The organism is Streptomyces sp. NPDC059679 (assembly GCF_042734105.1).
GTDB lineage: Bacteria > Actinomycetota > Actinomycetes > Streptomycetales > Streptomycetaceae > Streptomyces.
Window position 1 is genome coordinate 56,861 of the sequence record NZ_JBHWES010000053.1, and the last position, 20,986, is coordinate 77,846.

At 70.9% G+C, this 20,986-nt stretch carries 18 protein-coding genes; 10 read left to right on the forward strand and 8 right to left on the reverse strand.

From position 1 onward, the window contains the following. Genes ACFV2X_RS39535 through ACFV2X_RS39555 form a run of 5 tightly spaced genes read left to right on the forward strand, consistent with a single transcriptional unit; the run spans position 1 to position 6,447 of the window. On the forward strand, positions 1 to 1,068 hold the full coding sequence (locus tag ACFV2X_RS39535) for a methyltransferase (RefSeq protein WP_385626127.1): 1,068 nt from the start codon (positions 1 to 3) through the stop codon (positions 1,066 to 1,068). 6 nt (positions 1,069 to 1,074) lie between these two features. Continuing rightward, positions 1,075 to 2,265 (forward strand): acyl-CoA dehydrogenase family protein, encoded by a 1,191-nt coding sequence (locus ACFV2X_RS39540; RefSeq protein ID WP_385626128.1) that lies wholly within the window; start codon positions 1,075 to 1,077, stop codon positions 2,263 to 2,265. 47 nt (positions 2,266 to 2,312) lie between these two features. Further along, a complete protein-coding gene (locus ACFV2X_RS39545; protein ID WP_385626129.1) occupies positions 2,313 to 4,694 on the forward strand; it encodes an MMPL family transporter in 2,382 nt (793 codons plus the stop codon). Further along, the gene (locus tag ACFV2X_RS39550; RefSeq protein WP_385626130.1) at positions 4,627 to 5,973 is read left to right on the forward strand and encodes a hypothetical protein; all 1,347 of its coding nucleotides are present in this window, start codon (positions 4,627 to 4,629) and stop codon (positions 5,971 to 5,973) included. The genes ACFV2X_RS39545 and ACFV2X_RS39550 overlap by 68 nt, the downstream gene beginning before the upstream one ends. A gap of 18 nt (positions 5,974 to 5,991) precedes the next feature. After that, positions 5,992 to 6,447, forward strand: coding sequence for an SRPBCC family protein (locus ACFV2X_RS39555; protein WP_385626131.1), 456 nt, complete (start codon positions 5,992 to 5,994; stop codon positions 6,445 to 6,447). Positions 6,448 to 6,566: 119 nt separating this feature from the next. On the opposite strand, the gene ACFV2X_RS39560 is transcribed toward ACFV2X_RS39555, so the two are convergent. The 3 genes from ACFV2X_RS39560 to ACFV2X_RS39570 all read right to left on the reverse strand — a co-directional run bounded on the left by ACFV2X_RS39560 (position 6,567) and on the right by ACFV2X_RS39570 (position 9,231). Next, positions 6,567 to 7,247, reverse strand: a complete 681-nt coding sequence (locus ACFV2X_RS39560) for a LuxR C-terminal-related transcriptional regulator (RefSeq protein WP_385626132.1) — start codon at positions 7,245 to 7,247, stop codon at positions 6,567 to 6,569. Between the two features lie 354 nt (positions 7,248 to 7,601). Further along, positions 7,602 to 8,282, reverse strand: a complete 681-nt coding sequence (locus tag ACFV2X_RS39565) for a hypothetical protein (protein WP_385626133.1) — start codon at positions 8,280 to 8,282, stop codon at positions 7,602 to 7,604. Positions 8,283 to 8,481: 199 nt separating this feature from the next. Next, positions 8,482 to 9,231: an SDR family oxidoreductase gene (locus tag ACFV2X_RS39570; RefSeq protein WP_385626155.1), complete on the reverse strand. Its 750-nt coding sequence runs from the start codon at positions 9,229 to 9,231 to the stop codon at positions 8,482 to 8,484. A gap of 294 nt (positions 9,232 to 9,525) precedes the next feature. On the opposite strand from ACFV2X_RS39570, the gene ACFV2X_RS39575 reads away from it, so the two are divergent. Beyond that, positions 9,526 to 11,148 (forward strand): alkaline phosphatase D family protein, encoded by a 1,623-nt coding sequence (locus ACFV2X_RS39575; RefSeq protein WP_385626134.1) that lies wholly within the window; start codon positions 9,526 to 9,528, stop codon positions 11,146 to 11,148. A gap of 252 nt (positions 11,149 to 11,400) precedes the next feature. Here the strand turns inward: ACFV2X_RS39575 and ACFV2X_RS39580 are convergent, their stop codons facing one another. Beyond that, a complete protein-coding gene (locus ACFV2X_RS39580; RefSeq protein WP_385626135.1) occupies positions 11,401 to 12,399 on the reverse strand; it encodes a Gfo/Idh/MocA family protein in 999 nt (332 codons plus the stop codon). Between the two features lie 89 nt (positions 12,400 to 12,488). Here ACFV2X_RS39580 and ACFV2X_RS39585 point away from each other — a divergent pair, with 89 nt between their 5' ends. Further along, positions 12,489 to 13,814, forward strand: a complete 1,326-nt coding sequence (locus tag ACFV2X_RS39585) for a multidrug effflux MFS transporter (RefSeq protein WP_385626136.1) — start codon at positions 12,489 to 12,491, stop codon at positions 13,812 to 13,814. Positions 13,815 to 13,843: 29 nt separating this feature from the next. Beyond that, a complete protein-coding gene (locus ACFV2X_RS39590; protein WP_385626156.1) occupies positions 13,844 to 14,968 on the forward strand; it encodes a serine hydrolase domain-containing protein in 1,125 nt (374 codons plus the stop codon). 66 nt (positions 14,969 to 15,034) lie between these two features. Here ACFV2X_RS39590 and ACFV2X_RS39595 read toward each other — a convergent pair whose 3' ends face one another. Both ACFV2X_RS39595 and ACFV2X_RS39600 read right to left on the reverse strand, forming a co-directional pair. Next, the gene (locus tag ACFV2X_RS39595) at positions 15,035 to 15,451 is read right to left on the reverse strand and encodes a VOC family protein (RefSeq protein ID WP_385626137.1); all 417 of its coding nucleotides are present in this window, start codon (positions 15,449 to 15,451) and stop codon (positions 15,035 to 15,037) included. A gap of 10 nt (positions 15,452 to 15,461) precedes the next feature. Further along, positions 15,462 to 15,890: a helix-turn-helix transcriptional regulator gene (locus tag ACFV2X_RS39600; protein ID WP_385626138.1), complete on the reverse strand. Its 429-nt coding sequence runs from the start codon at positions 15,888 to 15,890 to the stop codon at positions 15,462 to 15,464. Between the two features lie 133 nt (positions 15,891 to 16,023). On the opposite strand from ACFV2X_RS39600, the gene ACFV2X_RS39605 reads away from it, so the two are divergent. Both ACFV2X_RS39605 and ACFV2X_RS39610 read left to right on the forward strand, forming a co-directional pair. Then, complete coding sequence (locus ACFV2X_RS39605) at positions 16,024 to 16,434, forward strand: VOC family protein (protein ID WP_385626157.1); 411 nt, start codon at positions 16,024 to 16,026, stop codon at positions 16,432 to 16,434. 104 nt (positions 16,435 to 16,538) lie between these two features. Continuing rightward, entirely contained in the window at positions 16,539 to 18,959 is a 2,421-nt protein-coding gene (locus ACFV2X_RS39610) for an ATP-binding cassette domain-containing protein (RefSeq protein ID WP_385626139.1), read from the forward strand. Here the strand turns inward: ACFV2X_RS39610 and ACFV2X_RS39615 are convergent. After that, positions 18,944 to 19,966: a small ribosomal subunit Rsm22 family protein gene (locus ACFV2X_RS39615; protein ID WP_385626140.1), complete on the reverse strand. Its 1,023-nt coding sequence runs from the start codon at positions 19,964 to 19,966 to the stop codon at positions 18,944 to 18,946. The genes ACFV2X_RS39610 and ACFV2X_RS39615 overlap by 16 nt on opposite strands. Before the next feature lie 92 nt (positions 19,967 to 20,058). Continuing rightward, positions 20,059 to 20,895, reverse strand: a complete 837-nt coding sequence (ddaH, locus tag ACFV2X_RS39620; RefSeq protein WP_385626158.1) for a dimethylargininase — start codon at positions 20,893 to 20,895, stop codon at positions 20,059 to 20,061. Positions 20,896 to 20,986: the final 91 nt, after the last annotated feature.

The following is a 20,986-nucleotide window of genomic DNA, read 5'->3' on the forward strand; positions in this document are numbered from 1 at the left end:
ATGACCGAGCAAGCCGATTCCTCCGCCGACGAACAGCTGAAACCGGTCGACGTCATAGCGCACTCCGTGCTCCCCGTCGCCGGCCTCATGCAGCTGATCCTGGGCCACTGGGGCACCCAGGTGGTCGGCACCCTCGCCACCCTGGGCATTCCCGACTCGCTCGCGGACGGCCCGCGCAGCGCCGAGGACCTGGCCAAGCAGCACGAGGTGGACCCGCGGGCGCTGTACCGGGTGCTGCGGGCGGCGGCCACGCTGCGGGTGCTGGACCACGCCGAGGACGAGACGTTCGCGCTGACCGAGGCCGGACACTTCCTGCGCACCGACTACCCGTTCTCGATGCGCTACAACGCCATGCTGCACAGCTCGCGCTGGCACTGGGACCCGTGGTCGCTGGCCCCGGAGGCGGTGCGCAAGGGTGGCGAGGCATTCTCCGACCACCACGGCTCGCCCTACTACGCGTACATCGACAAGCACCCCGAGGAGGGCGACCTCTTCGACCGCGCGATGACGGCCATGGCCTCCCAGGCCCAGCTGCTGGCCGTATCGCTGCACGACTTCGGGCAGCACAAGGTGGTCGTGGACGTCGGCGGCGGCGCGGGCGTGGTGCTGTCCAACCTGCTGGAGACCCACGCCGATCTGCGCGGTGTGCTGTTCGACCGCGAGCGGGTGGTGGCCGGCGCCAAGGAGCTGCTGGGCGAGGCCGGGCACGCCGAGCGCGTCGACTTCGTGCCCGGGGACATGTTCGAGTCGGTGCCCGAGGGCGGCGACTGCTATCTGCTGTCGATGGTCCTCAACGACTACAACGACGACAAGGCCCGCAAGCTGCTGGAGAACTGCCGGGCCGCCATGGGCGAGGACGGCACCCTGGTCCTGTTCGACATGGTGATCCCGCGCAACGGCACCCCCTCCTTCGCCACCCTCGGCGATATCGAGTGCCTGGTCGTCAGCGGCGGTGAGCTGCGTACCGAGCCGGAGATCAAGGCTCTGCTCGCGTCCGCCGGATTCCGCCTCGAAGCCGTCCACCGCGGCTTCTCCCCTGTCTGTGCCGTCGTAGCGAAGCCGGAGTAGTTCACCATGACCGACACCCAATCGTCCGCGGCTTCGTCCGCGGCGGGCCGTCTCGGGGCGCGGGAGCGCGCGGTGCTGGAGCGGCTGCTCCCCGGGCTCGACGAGAAGCTGGCGGCCCATTCGCTGGCGGATCTCGAGAAGCGGGGCGGCCCGGCCATCCCGGCGTTCCGGGAGGCCGGCGGGGCCGGGCTGCTGGTGCCCGCCGAGCACGACGGCCTGGGCGCCGAGCCGCTGGATGCCGTCCGCGTCCAGCGGGCGCTGGCCATGCGCTCGCCCTCGCTGGCGGTCGCCGCGATGATGCACCAGCTCTCGCTGGCCACCTTCACCGAGTATCTGACCGAGCACTGCGCCCCCGACGCCTTCGAGTGGATCCTGCTCAAGTCGATCGCGGGGGAGAAGCAACTGGTCGCCTCGGCCTCCGCCGAGGCCAAGCGCGGCGCCAGCATGCTGGCGCCGACCATGCGCGCCCGCCGGGACGGTACGAACTTCATCATCAGCGGCAGCAAGAAGCCGTGCAGCCTGTCCGCGTCGATGGACTGGTTCACCGCCAGCGTGCTGGTGGAGGGCGACGAGAAGTACGACGGCCATCTGGCCATGGCCCTGGTGCCCGCCGCGACCGAGGGCCTGGTGCTGCGCCCGTTCTGGGAGAGCGAGGTGCTGGCCGGCGCCGAGAGCGACGAGGTCGTCCTGGAGGACGTGGTCCTGGACGAGTCGCTGATGGTCTTCACCGACCAGCGCCCCGGCACCCAGATGGACACCCTCCAGGTCCGCGGCTGGACCTGGTTCGAGCTGCTGGCCGCGGCCTCTTACGTGGGGGTGGCGAGCACGCTCGTGGAGAAGGCGATGGCGTCCCCGCGGGTCTCGCGCGCCGAGGTGGGCGCCCTGCTGGTGAAGCTGGAGAGCTCCATGGGCGCCGTGGAGAACGTGGCGCGGGACATGACCGCGTCCATCGAGGACCCGGGCGACCAGCTGGCCCGCTCGCTGCTGGCCCGCTTCCAGGTCCAGGAGTCGGTGATGGAGGTGTCCACGGCCGCCAGCGAGCTGGCGGGCGGTATCTCCTTCATCCGCGACACCGAGGTCGGCTATCTGCTGCAGGCCACGCGCGCGCTGGCGTTCCACCCGCCGGCACGGGCCAAGGCGCTGCCCGCACTGGCCGGTTACTTCCTGGGCGAGGACCTGGACACCACGGTCTACTGATCGCCGACAGGGATACGCCGAGCGCAGGGAAGCCGGGGAGAGGCCACGTGACGGAGCGGTTCGTAGCGTTCATAGGCCGGGTGCGATGGCCGTTGCTGGCGGTGTGGGGCGCGCTGCTGGTGATCAGCGGGCTGCTCGCGCTGTCGCTGCCGGACAAGCTGAGCGGCGGCGGCTGGTATGTCCCCGGCTCACAGTCCACCTGGGTGGCCGAGCAGCAGAAGGAGGGGTTCACCGGCCGCGGCCGGACGAGCGTCACCGTGGTCGTCCACGACAAGCGCCACGCCACCGGCACGGACGCCTTCGAGCGTCGGGTACGCCAGGCCATGGCCGACATCGAGGGCGACAAACGGCTCAAGGCCGCCTCGCACTACGGGTGGACCACCCTCCAGGGCGCGCCCAAGAACGCGTTCGTCGGCCGGGACGGCCACACCGCGATCGAGATGTTCGGCCTCGATGTGGACGACGGCACCGCCCGGCGGATCCTCCCCGACATCCAGCGGGAGTTCGACAAGCGGTACGAGGCGCGGGGCCTGACCGTCGGCATGGTGGGCACGGCCCCGTTCTTCGGCGAGATCAACGTCCTGAGTGAAGAGGGCCTGGTCAAGGCGGAGATCATCGTGATGCCGCTGATCACCCTCATCCTGCTGCTGCTGTTCCGCAGCGTGGTCTCCGCGGTGGTCGCCATGATCACCGCGGGCACGGCGGCGGTCGTCACCTTCGCGATCCTGTCCGTGCTCGCCGACTCCTACGACCTGTCGGTGTTCGTCCAGAACACCGCGACCATGCTGGGGCTCGGCGTCGGCATCGACTACTCGATGTTCATGATCCGCCGCTTCCGGGACGAACTCGAAGGCGGCGAGCCGGTACCGCGCGCCCTGCGGATCGCGCTCGCCACCTCCGGGGAGACCGTGGTCGCCTCCGGCGTGACCGTCATCGTGTCCATGGCCACGCTGGCCTTCGTCAACCTCCCGGTCATCCAGTCGATCGCGCTGGGCGCCGCGCTGGTCGTCGCGGTGTCGGTGCTCACCAGCGTCCTGCTGCTGCCGGTGCTGCTGTACGCGGTCGGCCCCCGGATCGGGCGCTGGGACCTGTTCGCCAAGCTCCGCCCGGCGAGCGCCACCGCCGACCCCCGCGAGCGCGGCTGGTACCGCTTCGCCCACTGGGTGCTGCGCCGGCCGGTGCTCTCCCTGCTGGCGGGCAGCGCCCTGCTGGCGGTGGGCGCCGTCCCGGCCCTGGCCCTGGACACCTTCACCCCGGACGCCAAGATCACCCCCACCTCCTCGACCGTGCGCCAGTCCTACGACCGGGTGGAGGAGCAGTTCGGGCCGGGCGACGCCTCCCCGATGGTGGTGCTGATCCGCTCCGACACCCCGCTGCGCGGCGAGGGCGGGCGGATCGCCGAGCTACGGGACGAACTGGCCGGCCTGGGGCACGTCCGGCGGGTGGACTCCGCGCTCGACGCCCTGGAACAGGCGGCTCCGGGGCGTCCGTTCGACGCGCTCGAACCCGCCGTACGCGACCGGCTGCCGCACCCCGTCCGCGCCTCGGTGGGGTACTTCGTCTCCGAGGACCGCACCAAGTTCATCGCCCAGGTGATCCCCGAGGAGCACGCGTCCTCGTCCGAGACGCGCGGGCTGCTCGCGGACGTCCGGCGGGTGGCGGCGCGGGCCGACGGCGACGGGCTGCGTATCGAGATCGGCGGGCAGACCGCCGAGGGCGTGGACGCCAACGAGGTGATCTCCGACGGACTGCCCACGGTCGTCGGGGTGATGCTGCTCGCGATCTTCGTCATCCTGATGCTGTCGTTCCGCTCGGTGCTGCTGCCGCTGAAGGCCATCTTGGTCAATGTGTTCTCGGTGTCCGTGGCGTTCGGCATGCTGGCCCTCGCCTTCAAGGAGGACAGCCCGGTGGCGGAGGCGCTGGGCTTTGACGCGTCCGGCCGGGTCACCAACTTCGTCCCCGTGCTCCTGCTCGCCCTGCTGTTCAGCCTGTCCACCGACTACGAGGTGTTCGTGCTGGGCCGGGTGCGCGAGTACTACAAGGCGGGGCTCGGCAACACCGAGAGCGTGGCGCTCGGCATCTCCGCCACGGGCCCGCTGATCACCGGGGCGGCGGTGCTGATGGTGGCGGTGTTCGGCGGCTTCACCCTCTCCGGGATCCAGCCCATCGGCGAGCTGGGCTTCGGCATGGCGGTGGCGATCGCCGTGGACGCCACGCTGGTGCGGATGTTCGTCGTACCGGCCGCCATGAAGCTCATGGGCTCGGCCAACTGGTGGTTCCCCGGCCGGGGCGGCGCCTCATCCGCAGCCACATCCGCGGCCGATAACTCAAGAACCTCAAAAACGAGGAGCACGCAAGACCATGGCAGCGAGCGACACTTGGCAGAGCTTTCCGCTGATCGAGGGCCTGAAGTCCCGCCGGGCCCGTAGATTCGGCATGGGGATGACCGTCCCCGGCGGGCCGCTGGAGTACCGCAGCAAGCACGAGCCGGTGCCGCTGACGGAGGAGGAGCAGGCGATCCTCACCTTCGCCGCCTGCGGTATCACCGGCCCCGCGCTCAACGACTGGAACTGGGAGAAGGGCAAGGGCGGCAATGTGATGGCCGGCGTCGTCGGCCGCACCGTCTCCAGCTCCGACGCGCTCCAGAGCGGGGCGATGGTGGTCATGGACGACGAGGCCACCTATCTGATCCGCCGGCCCGGCGATCTGTCCACGGCGGAGCTGAACGAGGTCAAGGAGTTCATCGCCAAGAACGACTTCGTCGGGGCGTACCGGGCCACCCGGGTCAAGATCGGGAGCGAGCGCCGCCATCCGCCGGTGGAGTCGCCGTACAACCTCACCGGCAACGAGTGGTCGCTGCACACCCCCGGGTCCACCTACTTCCTGCCGATCGAGGATCTGTCCTACCTCTACATCAACATCCTGCTGGAGTTCTTCAACGAGGAGATGGCGGTCTTCTGCCTGGACGAGCGGCGGTTCTTCCTGCCGGCCGGCATCGGCAAGTTCGGCAAGTCCAAGGGCGGCCACCTCGACGACGATCCGCGGAAGCTGAAGTCCATGCCGATGGAGTACGCCGAGCGCCTTCTGGTGGAGACGGCGTGCATCGAGATGGGCATGATGCTGCAGAACCTGGGCCTGGTCAGCCAGGCGCTGGGGCTTGGCGGCTTCCCGCACTACACCGGGCACGACGGGGGATGGTTCGAGGCGCTGGACTTCCGGATGGCCGAGATGCCGATCAGCCAGTACTTCCGGGTGCCCACGCTGGCCAAGATGGTCCTCAAACTCCGCCGCCAGGACGCGGGCTTCCCCTATCCGCTGGGCCTGGAGCGGGACGGCGAGGTGCTGCTCAAGCCGTACTGCCCGCCGTACTACGAGTCGATGGAGGCGGCGGTGCACGCCGTCGTCGAGCGCAAGTTCGGCGAGAACGGCATCTACCGCGGCGGAATCGGCCGGGGCGGCTGGCGGGAGCCGGAGAAGGTGGCGGCGGGGATCAGCGGGATCAGCCAGAAGGCGATCGACGCCACGGTGGCCTTCTGCGAGTACACGTACCAGAAGTCCGGCCGGTTCCCCTCGTATCTGCCCGCGTACCACACGCAGATGGGCTTCCAGTCCGTCCATCTCGACGTCGACTTCTACGACGAGTTCTACGACCCGTCCGTGGTGCCCGAGGTGCACCGGTCCCATATGCGGGACTGGCACGGGCGCTGACCGGGAGGCGGGCGCGCAGTGGACGAGGTCTCGATCACCATCGCCGCCCCACCCGAGCGGGTGTGGCGGCTGGTCTCCGATGTCACCGGCATGGGCCGGTTCAGCCCCGAGTGCAAGGGCGGACGCTGGGTGGCCCCGGCGTCGGGGCCTGCCCTCGGGGCCCGGTTCCGCGGCCGCAACAGGCGTGGGCTCATCTTCTGGACCACCGACTGCACGGTCGTGGAGTGCGAGGAAGGAGAGGTGTTCGCATTCGAGGTCGCGCAGTCGAAGGTGCGGTGGGGCTATCGGATCGAACCCGACGGCGGTGGCGACGGCGTCGTGCTGACCGAGTGGCGGGAACACTTCGGCCGCCCCCATCTGCTGATCCGGGCGGTCGACTCCAGCGGCCTGGTGGGGTTCCGGCGGGAGCGGCTGATGGTCGAGGGGATGCGTACGACGCTGGGCCGGATCAAGGAGGTGGCGGAGCGGAAGTGAGCCCTTTCATCCATGGGGGAGGGTGCCGCGCTGCCCCGGCGGCCGGAAACGCCGTCACCGTCACGGCCACCGGTCGTCGGCCGGTCCGCCGGGGCAGGCCCGTCATGAGGGCGGCCCTCTCAGGCGACCGACTGGGGCTGCGAGGGAACGACCAGACCGCACTCATAGCCCAGCGCCACGGCCTGGGCCCGGCTGGTGATGCCCAGTTTGGTCATCGCCCGGTTCAGATGGGTCTTCACGGTCGCCTCACTGATCCTGAGCTCCCGTGCGATGGCGGAGTTGCTACGGCCCTTGGCGACATGCCGCAGCACCTCGGTCTCCCGCATGGTCAGCATGGCCAGGGTCGACCCCGCGGTCTCGGTGGCCGTCGCGCGGTAGGTGTACGCGTCGATCAGCCGCTCCATCACGCTGGGCGAGAAGGCCATATCGCCGGTGGCGACCGCGCTGATCGAGGCGATCGTCTTCTGCGGTGAGGTGTCCTTGAGCAGGATTCCGGCGGCGCCCACGCGCAGTGCGGACTGGATCTCGTCGTCGCTGACCTCCGAGGCGGTGACGATGACGCGGGGTGGCCGGGCGGGCGTGGCCTCCACGATGTGCTGGGTGGTGGCGAGTCCCCCGAGGTGTGGAAGGGAGATGTCCATGAGAATGACGTCCGGGCTGTGCGCGGCGGCCAGGGCGCGGGCGCCGTCGCTGTCGGCGGCCTCGCCGACGGCGCGCAGCCCGGGGGCCGAGCTCAGCAGAGTTAACAGCCCAAGCCGGGCCAGGGCATGTCCATCGGCGATCAGGACCTTGATCGGCATTGCGTCCTCCCCCGTAACGATCACCTTCGAGCTCCTCTCATCCACGCCGGCACCAAAAGGTGCCCAAACGACACCGAAAGGCCCAGCTGAGCAGAGATCGGCACCCCTAAGGGCACCGGGGTGGGGTTAATTGCAACTTCCGAGCTGTTCAGAGCGGTTCCGATGATGCTGTAGTTACCATTGGTAGGCGATCGTCGCGCATGGCGGACGTCGGTCTCAAGCACATGGAGACTTCATGCCACCTTCTGCCCTATGGCCTTGCGGATGGGGGCGTGATGGTCCATGGAACGGCGGATCAGCCGTCGAGCGCGGTGCCGGCCGTCGAGTGCGGTCCTCAGCCGGTGAGCACGGTGCTCAGCCGTTGAGTGCGGCGAGGGCCGTCTTCGCGGCGGTGATCGCGCCCTTGCGTATCTCCTCGGTGCCCGCCGCCTCGTTCGTTTCGAAGTCGCCGCCGTTGTAGGTCACGGTGACCACCGCGTTGGCGTCGCGCGCGACCACGACCGCCTCGCGTATGCGCTGCTTGTCATCGGTCGTGACGTTCAGGCTCACCGACGCCTGGTCACCGAGGCCGGGCACGGCGGTGCTCGGACCGCTGCCCTGCGCCGTCCGGGCGCGCGCGGGCGCCGATGCCGATACGTCGTAGGTGATATCCAGCCAGCGGTAGTCGAATCCGCTCAGGGCGTGCCAGGAGCAGCCCGAGCGGTGGGTGGCGTCGCTCGTCTTGAGCGGGGTGCCGGCCGTCTCGGCCTCCGGCACCAGGTCCTTGACGGTGCCGGCCGGGAGGGTGCCGCAGGGCTTGGCCGGGGGCTCGGGGTAGCGCGGCGCGGCGGTGCCGTCGCCCTGCCCGTCCGACGTCGGGGCGGAGGTGGGATCCGCCGACGCGGTCGCGGTGGCCGTCGCGGAGGGGCGCGGGGAGGACGCGGAGGGCTTGGGGTGCGCGTCCGAGTCGGAGCCGGTCGTCATGGCCACGCCCGCGGCGGTGAGTACGGCGACCGGCAGCAGGCGGGCGACCAGAGTGAGCGGCAGAGAACGCACGGCGGTCTCTCTTCGGTCGTGAGCGGCGTGATGGGCGGCGCGGTGAGAGGACGACCATGCCATACGAACGGGTCTGCGAACAGCCCGGGGCAGCCCCGAGGCCCGGCCCCTGACTGGCCCTAAGGGGTGAAATCAGCACTTGATCGAATTATCGGATCAAGTGACTGGTTAAGTACGCGTAGTGACGATCTTTCGCCCGTCAGCCCCGCCCGATGAACGGCATCGCCGTCGCCATCACGGTCGCGAACTGCACGTTCGCCTCCAGTGGCAGCGACGCCATGTGCCGCACCGTACGAGCCACGTCGGCGACGTCCATCACCGGCTCGACCGCCGACTCCCCGTTCGCCTGCGGGACACCGCCGCGCATCCGCTCGGTCATCTCGGTGGCCGCGTTGCCGATGTCGATCTGCCCGCATGCGATGCCGTACGGCCGCCCGTCCAGCGACAGCGACTTGGTCAGCCCGGTCAGGGCGTGCTTGGTCGCGGTGTAGGCGACGCTCCGCGGCCGTGGGGCGTGCGCCGAGACCGAGCCGTTGTTGATGATCCGGCCGCCCTGCGGATCCTGGCCGCGCATCAGGCGGAACGCGGCCTGCGCGCACAGGAACGCGCCGGTGAGATTGACATCCACCACGGCCTGCCAGTCCTCGTGGCGCAGCTCGTCCAGCGCCACCTCCCGCGGCCCGAAGCTGCCGGCGTTGTTGAACAGCAGGTCCAGGCGTCCGAAGTGGTCCCGTACCGCCGCGAAGAGCGCGTCGATCTGCTCGGGGCGGGTCACATCGGTCGGTACGGCGATCACCGCCCCGTCCCGGCCCGCCAGTCGCTCCGTCTCCGCGAGGGCTTCTCGGCGGCGTCCGGCCAGGGCCACCGACCAGCCCGCGTCGGCGAGTTCGAGAGCCACCGCCCGGCCGATCCCGGATCCGGCGCCGGTCACCACCGCGACCTTCGACATGACATTCATGGGTCCGCAGCGTACGCGACGTCCTTTTTTTCGAGGCTCGGTTCTCCCCCAGCTACCGCTGGGAGGTGCCCCCGGCCGGGCGGCGGCATATCGCGTCAAACGTCCCATCCCGATGCGGAACTCACCCGTCCGACATCTTTATGACGTGTACAGGCTAGCGGGCGGCCGCCCGCTGGCCGTGCAATTCCTCTGACGCACCAGCCAGATGCCACGACCCGGACGCCACAGCCAGTCGCACGAGCCAGTCGCACAAGCCAGTCGCCACGAGCCAGGGGAGAGCAAAAGATGGCACACCACCCGCATCAGCAGGCCATACGAGCCGCGGCAGCGCGCCTGGGCCGCCGCCGCTTCCTCACCGTCACCGGGGCCGCCGCGGCCATCGCCTTCAGCACCAACCTGCCCAGCGCCCTCGCCACCGAGCAGACCTCGCACGCCCTGAGCGACGACCCCTTCACCCTCGGCGTGGCCTCCGGCGATCCGCTGCCGGACGCCGTCGTGCTGTGGACCAGACTCGCCCCGCGCCCGTACGAGCCGGGCAACGGACTGCCCGACGAGGGCTTCGTGTACGTGGGCTGGGAGATCGCCCACGACGAGCGCTTCAGACGGGTGGTCCGCAAGGGCAAGACCGTCGCGCACGCCGAGTTCAACTACACCGTGCACGTCGACGCCAAGGGCCTCGACGCCGACCGCGTCTACTGGTACCGCTTCCGCGCCGGCCGCTTCACCAGCCCCGCCGGCCGCACCCGCACCGCCCCCGCCACCGGCGCCCACGTCCGCGAGGGCCGCTTCGGCCTGGTCTCCTGCCAGGCGTACCACGACGGCTACTTCACCGCCTACGGCCACCTCGCGGGCGAGGACCTGGACGCCGTCTTCCACGTCGGCGACTACCAGTACGAGTACGCCGTCAACGCGGCCGGCGGCGCGCGCAACTACACCGACCGCACCCTGCCCGAACTCTTCAACACCGAGACCATCACCCTCGACCAGTACCGGCTGCGCTACGCCCTCTACAAGACCGACGAGGACCTGCAGGCCGCGCACGCCGCCTTCCCGTGGTACGTCACCTGGGACGACCACGAGACCGAGAACAACTACGCGGGCGACATCGACGAGAACGGGAACCCGCCGGAGGAGTTCCTGATCCGCCGGGCCGCCGCCTACCGCGCGTACTGGGAGAACATGCCGCTGCGCATGCCCCAGCAGCCCGACGGCCCCGATATGCGGCTCTACCGCCGCTTCCACTACGGCAGGCTCGCCCAGTTCGACATCCTCGACACCCGCCAGTACCGCTCCAACCAGGCGTACGGGGACGGCTGGCAGTACCCGGGGCCCGAGTCCGAGGACCCCTCGCGCACCCTCACCGGCGCCGCCCAGGAGCGCTGGCTGCTCGACGGCTTCCGGCGCTCCAAGGCCACCTGGAACGTGCTCCCGCAGCAGGTCACCTTCTCGCAGCGGAAGAACACCACCGCCGCCCGCTCCAAGCTCAGCATGGACTCCTGGGACGGCTACCCCGCCTCCCGCGAGCGGATCCTCGCGGGTGTCGAGGCGGCCGGGGTGGAGAACTTCGTCGTCCTCACCGGCGATGTCCACGTCCACTACGCCTTCGACATCAAGAAGGACTTCAACGACCCCACGTCCCGCACCCTGGGCGTGGAGTTCGTCGGCACCTCCATCAGCAGCGGCAAGGACGGCTCCGACAAGCCGTCCAACTGGGCCACGTACATGGCGGCCAACCCGCATATGAAGTTCTACAACGGCCGCCGGGGCTATGTGACGTTGACCCTGGACGGCGAAGCCGCCCGGGCCGACTACAAGACGATCCCCGGAGTCACCGCGCCGGGCGCGCCGCTCACCACGGCGGCGTCGTTCGTCAGCGAGGCCGGCAACCCCGGCCTCCAGGACGCCTGACGGCCGCTGCCTGAACCGGCCTGAACCAGTCGGCGAAACGTACGCCGCAGCGTCGGCCGCAGGCGGAAGACGGCACCGCCAATTCAGGCGGTGCCGTCTTCGGCCTTCCGAGTCCCCCCACCCCCGGAAGCGCCCACGTGCCGCGCGCGGCGCAGCGAAGCGCATCCACACCCGCGCATCATCGATGCGCCCACGGCGGCTACGAGAGGCCCGCGGCGGCAGACGCCGCCGCGGGCCTCATCCTGCTGCCGCTCACCCCTCGTCGGCGGCGTATCGCACACCGATCCGCTCGCGCACCGCGTCCAGCGTGCGCATCACCGCGAGCGAGCCGTCCAGCGGCACCAGCGGGGACTCCTTCTCGCCCGCCCGCAGGCACCGCATCACCTCCGCCGCCTCGTGCTGCAGACCGTGCAGACCGGCGTCCGCGTCCTGCGCCGTGAACTCCTCCGGATCCCGCCCCGGCCGGTGCAGTACGAACCGCTTCGGGTGGAAGAAGCCGCGCGGGAACTCGATCCGGCCCGCCGTCCCGGTCACCGAGGCGGTCTGCGGTGTGTCGGCGTTGAGCGAGCAGCTCAGCAGCGCCGTCGCGCCGCCGTCCCAGCCCAGCAGGATCCCGGTGTTCTCGTCCACGCCCTCCGGGGTCAGCCGCGCCCTGGCCTGGATGTCATCGGGCTCGCCCAGCAGCAGCTGCGCGAAGGACACCGGGTACACCCCGAGGTCGAGCAGCGCACCGCCGCCCTGTGCCGGGTCGTGCAGCCGGTTTCCGGCGTCGAACGGCCCGGCCAGACCGAAGTCGGCCTGCACCACCCGCACTTCGCCGATCGCGCCGTCCCGGACTAGCTCGGTCATCCGCCGGACGACCGGATTGCAGTACGTCCACATCGCCTCCATCAGGAAGGCGTTTCGGGCCCGGGCGAGATCGACCAGCTCGGCCGCCTCCCGCACATTGAGCGTGAACGCCTTCTCGCACAGCACCGCCCGCCCCGCCTCCAGGCACAGCCCGGCCGCCACGCGGTGCGCCGAATGCGGGGTGGCGACGTACACCACGTCCACCTCCTCATCGGCGGCGAGCTCGGCCCAACTGCCGTGCGCGCGCGGTATCCCGAACCGTTCGGCGAAGCGCTTCGCGGAGTCCGGGCCGCGCGAGCCGACCGCCACCACTTGGGCGTCCGCCAGCTCCAGCAGATCCGCCGTGAACGACGCGGCGATCCCGCCCGTCGACAGAATTCCCCACCGCACGGTCTCGGCCATCTCCACGCTCACTCCGTACACACATCGGTCATGACCACAACGAACTTGCTGAGAGCATAGAGAAGACTCAACAACTCACGGAGAGCTGCATGCCGCCGTCCGGCCATCCGACCGCACCCGACCACAGACCCATATCCGTATCCGAGTCCACCCCCGTACCCGAGTCCACCCCCGTACCCGCGCCCTCCCCGAGCCCCGCGGCTCGCCGCGCCGGTCTCCTGATGACCCTCGTCCTCGGCGGGCTCAACGCCCTCCCGGCGCTGTCCATGGACATGTACCTCCCGGCCCTGCCCGAGGTCACCGGCGCGCTGCACAGCCCCGCCGCCACCGTCCAGCTCACCCTCACCGGCTGTCTGGCGGGCATGGCGCTCGGCCAGCTGGTCGTGGGCCCCATGAGCGACAAGTGGGGGCGCCGCCGCCCGCTGCTGGTCGGCATGGTGGTCTACATCGTCGCCACCGCCGTATGCGCCATCGCGCCCACCGTCGAGCTGCTGATCGCCTTCCGGCTGCTCCAGGGCCTGGCCGGGGCCGCGGGCATCGTGATCTCCCGCGCCGTCGTCCGCGATCTGTACGACGGCGCCGCGATGGCCCGTTTCTTCTCCACCCTCATGCTGATCTCCGGCGTCGCGCCCATCGCCGCGCCGCTCATCGGCGGCCAGGTCCTGCGCCTCACCGACTGGCGCGGCGTGTTCGTCGTGCTGACCGTCGTCGGCGTGCTGCTCACCCTCGTCGTGTGGCGCTGGCTGCACGAGACCCTGCCGCCCGAGCGGCGCCACGGCGGCGGCCTCGGCCAGGCGCTGCACACCATGCGCGGACTGCTCGCCGACCGCGTCTTCACCGGCTACATGCTCGCGGGCAGCTTCGCCTTCGCCGCGCTCTTCGCCTATGTCTCCGGGTCTTCGTTCGTGATCCAGGAGATCTACGGCGCCTCCCCGCAGACCTTCAGCCTGCTCTTCGGGATCAACTCGATCGGCCTGGTCGCCGTCGGACAGCTCAACGGGAAGGTGCTGGCCGGGCGGGTCAGCCTGGACGCGGCCCTGTTCGTCGGCCTCGCCGCGATCACCCTGTCGGCCACGGCGCTGTGCCTGATGGCCAGTGGGGTCTTCGGCGACGTCGGTCTCGTACCGATGGCCGCCGGGCTGTTCGTGCTGATGTCCGCGATGGGCCTGGCCATGCCCAACACCAACACCCAGGCGCTGATGCGCACCAAGCACGCCGCGGGCTCGGCGTCCGCGCTGCTGGGCACCTGCTCGTTCCTCGTCGGCGCGATCGCCTCGCCGCTGGTGGGCATCGCGGGCGAGCACACGGCCGTGCCGATGACCGTGGTCCAGCTGGTGTGTGCGGTCGCGGCCATGGCCAGTTTCGTGGGACTGTGCCGTCCGTGGCAGCAGCGCAAGACCGGCAAGACCGTCTGAACGACCATCTGGATCAGCTGATACGAGAGGTGAGGGCGCTTCCCGAGGGGGAGCGCCCCTGGTGCGCCGGGGTGGTCGTGGCCGCCGGGCGGGGCCCGGACGTGCTCGTCGAGGAGGCCTTTGGCTGGGCGGTGCGGTACGCGGCGTACGACGAGGCCACGGACCGCGGCGTGGAGCTGCCGCACGAGCGGTGGGTGCCGATGCGGACAGGAGGGCGGGGCGCGGGGCCGGTCCGGGACCGGTCGGGGCCGGGCCCGGACCGGGGGCAGGACACCGTCTTCGACCTCGCCTCGCTGACCAAGCTGTTCACCACGATCGTCGCGGTGCGGTGCCTTGAGCGCGGCGAGATCGACCTGGACGGCCGGGTCGCCGCGTACGCCCCCGAGTTCACGGCCGCCGCCGAACACGGCATCACCGTACGGCAGCTGCTCACCCACACCTCCGGGCTGCTGCCCGAACTCCCGCTGTACGACTACGACAGCCACGAACAGCGGCTGGCCAGACTGCACACCGAACCCCCGACCACCGCCCCCGGCACCGCCCGCCGCTACTCCGATCTGAACTTCCTGCTGCTCCAGCGCGTCCTGGAGCGGGTGACCGGCCGCTCCCTGGCCCACCTCGTACGCGACGACATCACCCGCCCCCTCGGCATGACCGCCACCCGCTACCGCCCGCCCCGCGCCTGGCTGCCGCGTATCGCCGCCACCGAGGACCAGCGGCACCCCTGGGCCAAGCTCGACCGCGGCATGCTGCGGGGCGTCGTCCACGACGAGAACGCCTACGCCCTGGGCGGCGTCGCGGGCCACGCCGGGCTCTTCTCCACGGCCGCGGAGCTGACGCTGCTGTGCCGCGCCCTGCTGGGCGGGGGGCCGCCCGTGCTGCGGCCGGAGTCCGTCGAGCTGATGCTGGCCGCGCCGGGGCTGGGGTTCGAGGTCGATCAGCGCTGGTTCATGGGCGAGCTGGCGGGCCGGGGCGCGGCGGGCCACACCGGCTTCACGGGCACCAGCCTGGTGCTCGACCGGGCCACGTCGTCGTATCTGGTGCTGCTGGCCAACACCGTGCACCCGCGCCGCCGCCCGGCCGACAGCGCCCCGCGCGCGGCGGCGGGCACGGCGCTGGCGCGGGCGCTGCGGCCAGGAACGCCGGGTCCCTGAGCGGACTCCTGAGCGTGGCCTTGAGCGGGCCCTGAGCGTGGCCCTGAGCCGGGCCCGCCTCAGGGCTCACTTCTCGAGCGGCTGGGTGAAGCGCAGCAGATTGCCGGCCGGGTCGCGGAAGGCGCAGTCGCGCAGTCCGTAGAACTGGTCCATGGGCTCCTGCAGCACCTCGGCCCCCGTGGCGCTGACGCGCTCGAAGGTGGCGTCGCAGTCGTCCGTGGAGAAGATGACGCCGCGCAGCAGGCCCTTGGCCATCAGCTCCGCCATGGTCTGTCTGTCGGCCGGTGAGGCGTTCGGATCGGCGAGCGGCGGTTCCAGGACGATGCTCACACCCGGCTGCGCGGGCGATCCGACGGTCACCCAGCGCATCCCCTCGAACTCGACGTCGTTGCGCACCTCGAGGCCGAGCGCATCGCGGTAGAAGGCGATCGCCCTGTCGTGGTCGTCGACTGCGATGAAGCAGGTGGAAAGCGTGATCTCCATATGAATCACGCTACGGCCGCGGGGCTCGGCTCGCCTCCGCGTTCCTGACCGGCCGGGTGTGGATCTTGGCGATGCACGCCGGGATGGCGGCGCCGTGGTCATGGCTGCGGGCCCGGTACGCGCTCGGGCTCTCGCCGACCAGCTCGGTGAAGCGCGAGCTGAACGACCCCAGCGACGTACAGCCGACCGCGAAGCAGACCTCGGTCACCGTGAGGTCGCCGCGCCGCAGCAGCGCCTTGGCCCGCTCGATGCGGCGGGTCATCAGATAGCTGTAGGGCGTCTCGCCGAAGGCGGCGCGGAAGCTGCGGGAGAAGTGGCCCGGCGACATCAGGGCGCCCTGCGCCAGCGCCGGGACGTCAAGCGGCTCGGCGTAGTCGCGGTCCATCCGGTCGCGGGCCTGCCGCAGCCGTACGAGGTCGTCGAGGTCCTGCCGTTTCATGCGAGGAGTTTCGCACAGAGAACCGGTCCAGGAACCGATCAGGAATGCCCCAGGAACCGATCAGGAATGGAGAAGCCCGGGTCACGGGGCCGTGGCTAGCGTGAAAGCCATGAACAACGCCACGCATGACGCCATGGACCTCACCATTCACTGGACCTTCCTCCCGCACCACGACCCCGACGCCTCCCTGGCCTTCTACCGCGACACCCTCGGCTTCGAGGTCCGCAAGGACGTCGGACAGGGCAAGATGCGCTGGATCACGGTCGGCCCCGCCGGTCGGCCCGACACCTCCATCGTCCTGGAGCCGCCGGCCACCGACCCGGCCATCACCGACGACGAGCGCGGCACCATCGTCTCGATGATGGACAAGGGCACCTACGCCCGTCTCACCCTGGCCACCGCCGACCTCGACGGCGTCTTCGCCCGGCTTCAGGCCGGCGATGCCGAGGTCGTCCAGGAGCCGATCGATCAGCCGTACGGTGTGCGCGACTGCGCCTTCCGCGACCCCGCGGGCAACCTGATCCGCATCAACGAACTGCGCTGACCTCGCTCCTTGCGCTCGCGACCCCGTCCGGCGTCAATGGGACGGGGTCGCGCCGACCGCGCAGGCGGCCTCGCGCACTCGTGTAACAGAAAGACGGAGACACCATGAGCATGGCCAAGAAGACGGACCCGCAGTCGCCCGCCGCGCCGCACGCCGCCGACAGCCACGATCTGATCCGCGTGCACGGCGCGCGCGAGAACAACCTCAAGGACGTCAGCATCGAGCTCCCGAAGCGTCGGCTGACGGTGTTCACCGGCGTCTCCGGTTCGGGCAAGAGCTCACTGGTGTTCAACACGATCGCCGCGGAGTCGCAGCGGCTGATCAACGAGACCTACAGCGCCTTCGTGCAGGGCTTCATGCCGACGCTCGCGCGGCCCGAGGTCGACGTCCTCGACGGGCTGACCACGGTGATCACCGTCGACCAGCAGCGGATGGGCGCCGACCCCCGCTCCACGGTCGGCACCGCCACCGACGCCAACGCGATGCTGCGCATCCTCTTCAGCCGGCTCGGCAAGCCGCATATCGGCCCGCCCAGCGCCTACGCCTTCAACGTCCCTTCGGTCCGGGCGAGCGGCGCGATCACCGTCGAGCGCGGTGCGAAGAAGGCGGTGAAGGCGACCTTCAACCGCACCGGCGGGATGTGCGTACGCTGCGAGGGCCGGGGCTCGGTCACCGACCTGGACCTCACCCAGCTCTACGACGACTCCAAGTCGCTCGCCGAGGGCGCGATCACCGTCCCCGGCTACAAGGGCGGCGGCTGGAACTCCCGGCTCTACATCGAGTCGGGTTTCTTCGACCCGGACAAGCCCATCCGCGGGTTCACGGAGAAGGAGCTGCAGGACTTCCTTCACCGCGAGCCGACCAGGATGAAGATCGCGGGCATCAACATGACCTACGAGGGGCTGATCCCGCGGATCCAGAAGTCGATGCTCTCCAAGGACAAGGAGGCGATGCAGCCGCATATCCGGGAGTTCGTGGAGCGGGCGGTCACCTTCACCGTCTGCCCCGAATGCGACGGCACCCGGCTGAGCGAGGGCGCCCGCTCGTCGAAGATCAAGAAGATCAGCATCGCCGACGCCTGCGCGATGCAGATCAGCGATCTGGCCGAGTGGGTCCGCGGCCTCAAGGAGCCGTCGGTCACGCCGCTGCTCACCGCGTTGCAGCAGACGCTCGACTCGTTCGTGGAGATCGGCCTCGGCTATCTCTCCCTCGACCGGCCGGCGGGCACGCTCTCGGGCGGTGAGGCACAGCGCACCAAGATGATCCGCCACCTCGGCTCCTCGCTCACCGATGTGACGTACGTCTTCGACGAGCCCACCACCGGTCTGCACCCGCATGACATCCAGCGGATGAACGGGCTGCTGCTGCGGCTGCGGAACAAGGGCAACACGGTGCTCGTCGTCGAGCACAAGCCGGAGGTGATCGAGATCGCCGACCACGTCGTCGACCTCGGCCCCGGTGCCGGTACGGCGGGCGGCACCGTCTGCTTTGAGGGCACGGTCGAGGGGCTGCGGGCCGGTGGCACCATCACCGGGCGCCACTTCGACGACCGGGCCTCACTCAAGGAGACGGTACGGAAGCCCACCGGCACGCTGCCCATCCGCGGCGCGAGCACCCACAACCTTCAGGGCGTCGACGTCGACATTCCGCTCGGGGTGCTCTGTGTGGTCACCGGAGTGGCGGGCTCCGGCAAGAGCTCCCTCGTGCACGGGTCGATTCCCGCGGGTGAGGGTGTGGTGTCGGTCGACCAGGGCGCGATCCGCGGCTCCCGGCGGAGCAACCCGGCGACGTACACCGGGCTGCTCGACCCGATCCGCAAGGCGTTCGCGCAGGCCAACGGCGTGAAGCCGGCACTGTTCAGCGCCAACTCCGAGGGCGCCTGTCCCACCTGCGGCGGCGTCGGCGTCGTCTACACGGACCTGGGGATGATGGCCGGCACCTCCACCACCTGCGAGGACTGCGAGGGAAGGCGGTTCGACGCCTCGGTGCTCGACTACCACCTCGGCGGCCGCGACATCAGTGAGGTGCTGGCGATGTCGGTGACCGAGGCCGAGGAGTTCTTCGGCGCCGGCGAGGCCTGCGCTTCCCCAAGCTCTTCGAGCAGGGGATACCCCATGGCCGCGCACCGCATCCTCGGCCGCCTCGCCGACGTCGGGCTCGGCTACCTCACCCTCGGCCAGCCGCTCACCACGCTCTCCGGCGGCGAGCGGCAGCGGCTCAAGCTGGCCACCCACATGGCCGACAAGGGCGGCGTTTACGTTCTCGACGAGCCGACCGCCGGCCTCCACCTCGCCGATGTCGAGCAGCTGCTCGGCCTGCTCGACCGGCTCGTCGACTCCGGTAAGTCGGTCATCGTCGTCGAACACCACCAGGCGGTCATGGCGCACGCCGACTGGATCATCGACCTCGGCCCCGGCGCCGGCCACGACGGCGGGAGGATCGTCTTCGAGGGCACCCCGGCGGACCTCGTCGCCGCGCGGGTCACGCTCACGGGCGACCACCTGGCGGCCTACGTAGGCGCGTGAGGGTCCTCGCCCGGCCAGGCGTCGCCCCAGTCGGCGTCGCGGGCCGTGCGGTAGCGGGGGCCCTGGCGCTTGGTGACGGTCTCGCGGCGCAGGCCGTCGGGGCCGCACAGGTCGAGCAGCACCTGGCCCTTGCGGAGCTGGGGGCGGCGCACCACGCGGGCGTCCGCGGGGGCGGCGGGGAAGCGGGCGGCCGCGACGTACGCGAACTTCTCGTCCTCGTACGGCAGCGAACCGCCCTTCACCTGCCGGTGCAGGGAGGACCGGCTGACCCGGGCCGCGAAGTGGCACCAGTCCGCACCCGGCTCGATCGGGCACTGTGCGCTGTGCGGGCACGGCGCCACCACGCGCAGCCCCGCCGCCAGCAGCCGCTCCCGCGCCTCGCGGATACGGAGATAGCCGTCCGGGGTGCCTGGCTCGATCAGCACCACGGCCTGAGCGGCCCGGGCCGCCTCGTCGACGACGGCGTGGCGGTCGGCGGCGGTGAGCTCGCCCAGCACGTACGAGACGGTGACCAGGTCGGTCCCGTCGGGGAGGGAGAGCCCGTCGCCGATGACCTGGCGCTGCCAGCGCACCTCCCGCAGCGCCTCGACGGCCGCACCGCCGGCCAGCTCCCGGCCGAGCGCGAGCGCGGGCTCGGCCCAGTCCAGCACGGTCGTGGCGCGCTCCGTGTCAGGCCAGGCCGCGGCGGTCGCCCATGTGGCCGCGCCGGTGCCGCCGCCGATGTCGACATGCGAGCCGGGACTCCACCCCGGTGCCCCCGCCCGGAAGGCGGCCAGCGCCGAGCGCACGGCCTCGAACGTCGCGGGCATCCGATACGCGGCGTAGGCGACGACGTCGGCCCGGTCGCGCAGCACGGGCGCGTCGGTCGGGGTCCGCCCCCGGTAGTTCTCGATCAGCCGCCCCGTGGCCTGCGCGGCCTGCCGGGCCGACAACCCATCGACCAGCCCGGCCAGCGCGGCGCGCAGCGTCTCGCCCGTACGGGCGCCCTCGGCGGCGGAAGCGTGCATCCGCCAGAGTTTACCGCTCGCGCGGCCGCCTCCCGGCCGGTCGATGGCGCCCCGGCGGCAGCACCTTCGCGGCGGCCGGGGCGGTCGGGCCTCTAGCGGCCCGGATCTCGTAGTTCCTGCGTGCAGCACTTCACGCTGCCGCCGCCCTTGAGCAGCTCGCTCAGGTCCATGGCGATCGGCTCGTAGCCCCGTTCGCGCAGGGGGCCGAAGAGTCCGGCCGCCGCTTGGGGGAGTACGACATGGCGGCCGTCGCTGACGGCGTTGAGCCCGAGGGACGAGGCGTCCGCCTCGGTGGCGATGATCGCGTCGGGGAAGAGACGGGCGAGCACGGCCCGGCTGCCCGGGGAGAAGGCGCCGGGGTAGTACATGATCTCCGTGTCCGTCGTGTCGTCGAGCACGCACAGCGCCGTATCGAGGTGGTAGTAGCGCGGATCGACGAGGTCCAGACCGAGCACCGGGCGGCCGAAGAACTCCTGCGCCTCCGGGTGCGAGAGCGGGCTGCTGCGGAAGCCGCGGCCCGCCAGCAGCCAGGACGCGGTCACGGCGAAGTCGCCCTCGCCCTCGTTGACGTGCTCGGGCTCGCGCACCTGCGCGTACCCGTGGGCGCGGAACCACTCCAGGTGGGCCGCCGCCTCGCCGGTGCGTTCGGGATGGGCGAAGCGGGCGCCGAGGACGCGGCCGTCGACGACGGTCGCGCCGTTCGCCGCGTACACCATGTCGGGGAGGTCGGGCCGGGGCGGCAGTTCCTCGACGGTGTGGCCGAGGGAGCGGTAGCGGTCGCGCAGGTCCTCCCACTGGGCGAGCGCGAGCGGGAGGTCCACGGGCTTGGCCGGGTCCATCCAGGGGTTGATGGAGTAGGTGACCCGGAAGTGGGTCGGCGGACACATCAGATAGCGGCGCGCGGTGGCGCGGCGCTCAGGGGTGCGCAAGGACAAGGATGGCTCCTCACGGGAATGCAGGCCCGTACGGATCGTCGTACGCGGTCCTGGACATATGGTGCGCCCCGGCCCCCGCCCGGGG

Bases quoted from the DNA above. Each gene is read 5' to 3' on its own strand.
- ACFV2X_RS39535 (WP_385626127.1), top strand. From the start codon at position 1: ATGACCGAGCAAGCCGATTCCTCCGCCGACGAACAGCTGAAACCGGTC.
- ACFV2X_RS39550 (WP_385626130.1), top strand. From the start codon at position 4,627: ATGGCAGCGAGCGACACTTGGCAGAGCTTTCCGCTGATCGAGGGCCTG.
- ACFV2X_RS39615 (WP_385626140.1), bottom strand. From the start codon at position 19,966: ATGCACGCTTCCGCCGCCGAGGGCGCCCGTACGGGCGAGACGCTGCGC.
- ACFV2X_RS39600 (WP_385626138.1), bottom strand. From the start codon at position 15,890: ATGAAACGGCAGGACCTCGACGACCTCGTACGGCTGCGGCAGGCCCGC.
- ACFV2X_RS39570 (WP_385626155.1), bottom strand. From the start codon at position 9,231: ATGTCGAAGGTCGCGGTGGTGACCGGCGCCGGATCCGGGATCGGCCGG.
- ACFV2X_RS39605 (WP_385626157.1), top strand. From the start codon at position 16,024: ATGGACCTCACCATTCACTGGACCTTCCTCCCGCACCACGACCCCGAC.
- ACFV2X_RS39580 (WP_385626135.1), bottom strand. From the start codon at position 12,399: ATGGCCGAGACCGTGCGGTGGGGAATTCTGTCGACGGGCGGGATCGCC.
- ACFV2X_RS39595 (WP_385626137.1), bottom strand. From the start codon at position 15,451: ATGGAGATCACGCTTTCCACCTGCTTCATCGCAGTCGACGACCACGAC.
- ACFV2X_RS39585 (WP_385626136.1), top strand. From the start codon at position 12,489: ATGCCGCCGTCCGGCCATCCGACCGCACCCGACCACAGACCCATATCC.
- ACFV2X_RS39575 (WP_385626134.1), top strand. From the start codon at position 9,526: ATGGCACACCACCCGCATCAGCAGGCCATACGAGCCGCGGCAGCGCGC.
- ACFV2X_RS39610 (WP_385626139.1), top strand. From the start codon at position 16,539: ATGAGCATGGCCAAGAAGACGGACCCGCAGTCGCCCGCCGCGCCGCAC.
- ACFV2X_RS39540 (WP_385626128.1), top strand. From the start codon at position 1,075: ATGACCGACACCCAATCGTCCGCGGCTTCGTCCGCGGCGGGCCGTCTC.
- ACFV2X_RS39560 (WP_385626132.1), bottom strand. From the start codon at position 7,247: ATGCCGATCAAGGTCCTGATCGCCGATGGACATGCCCTGGCCCGGCTT.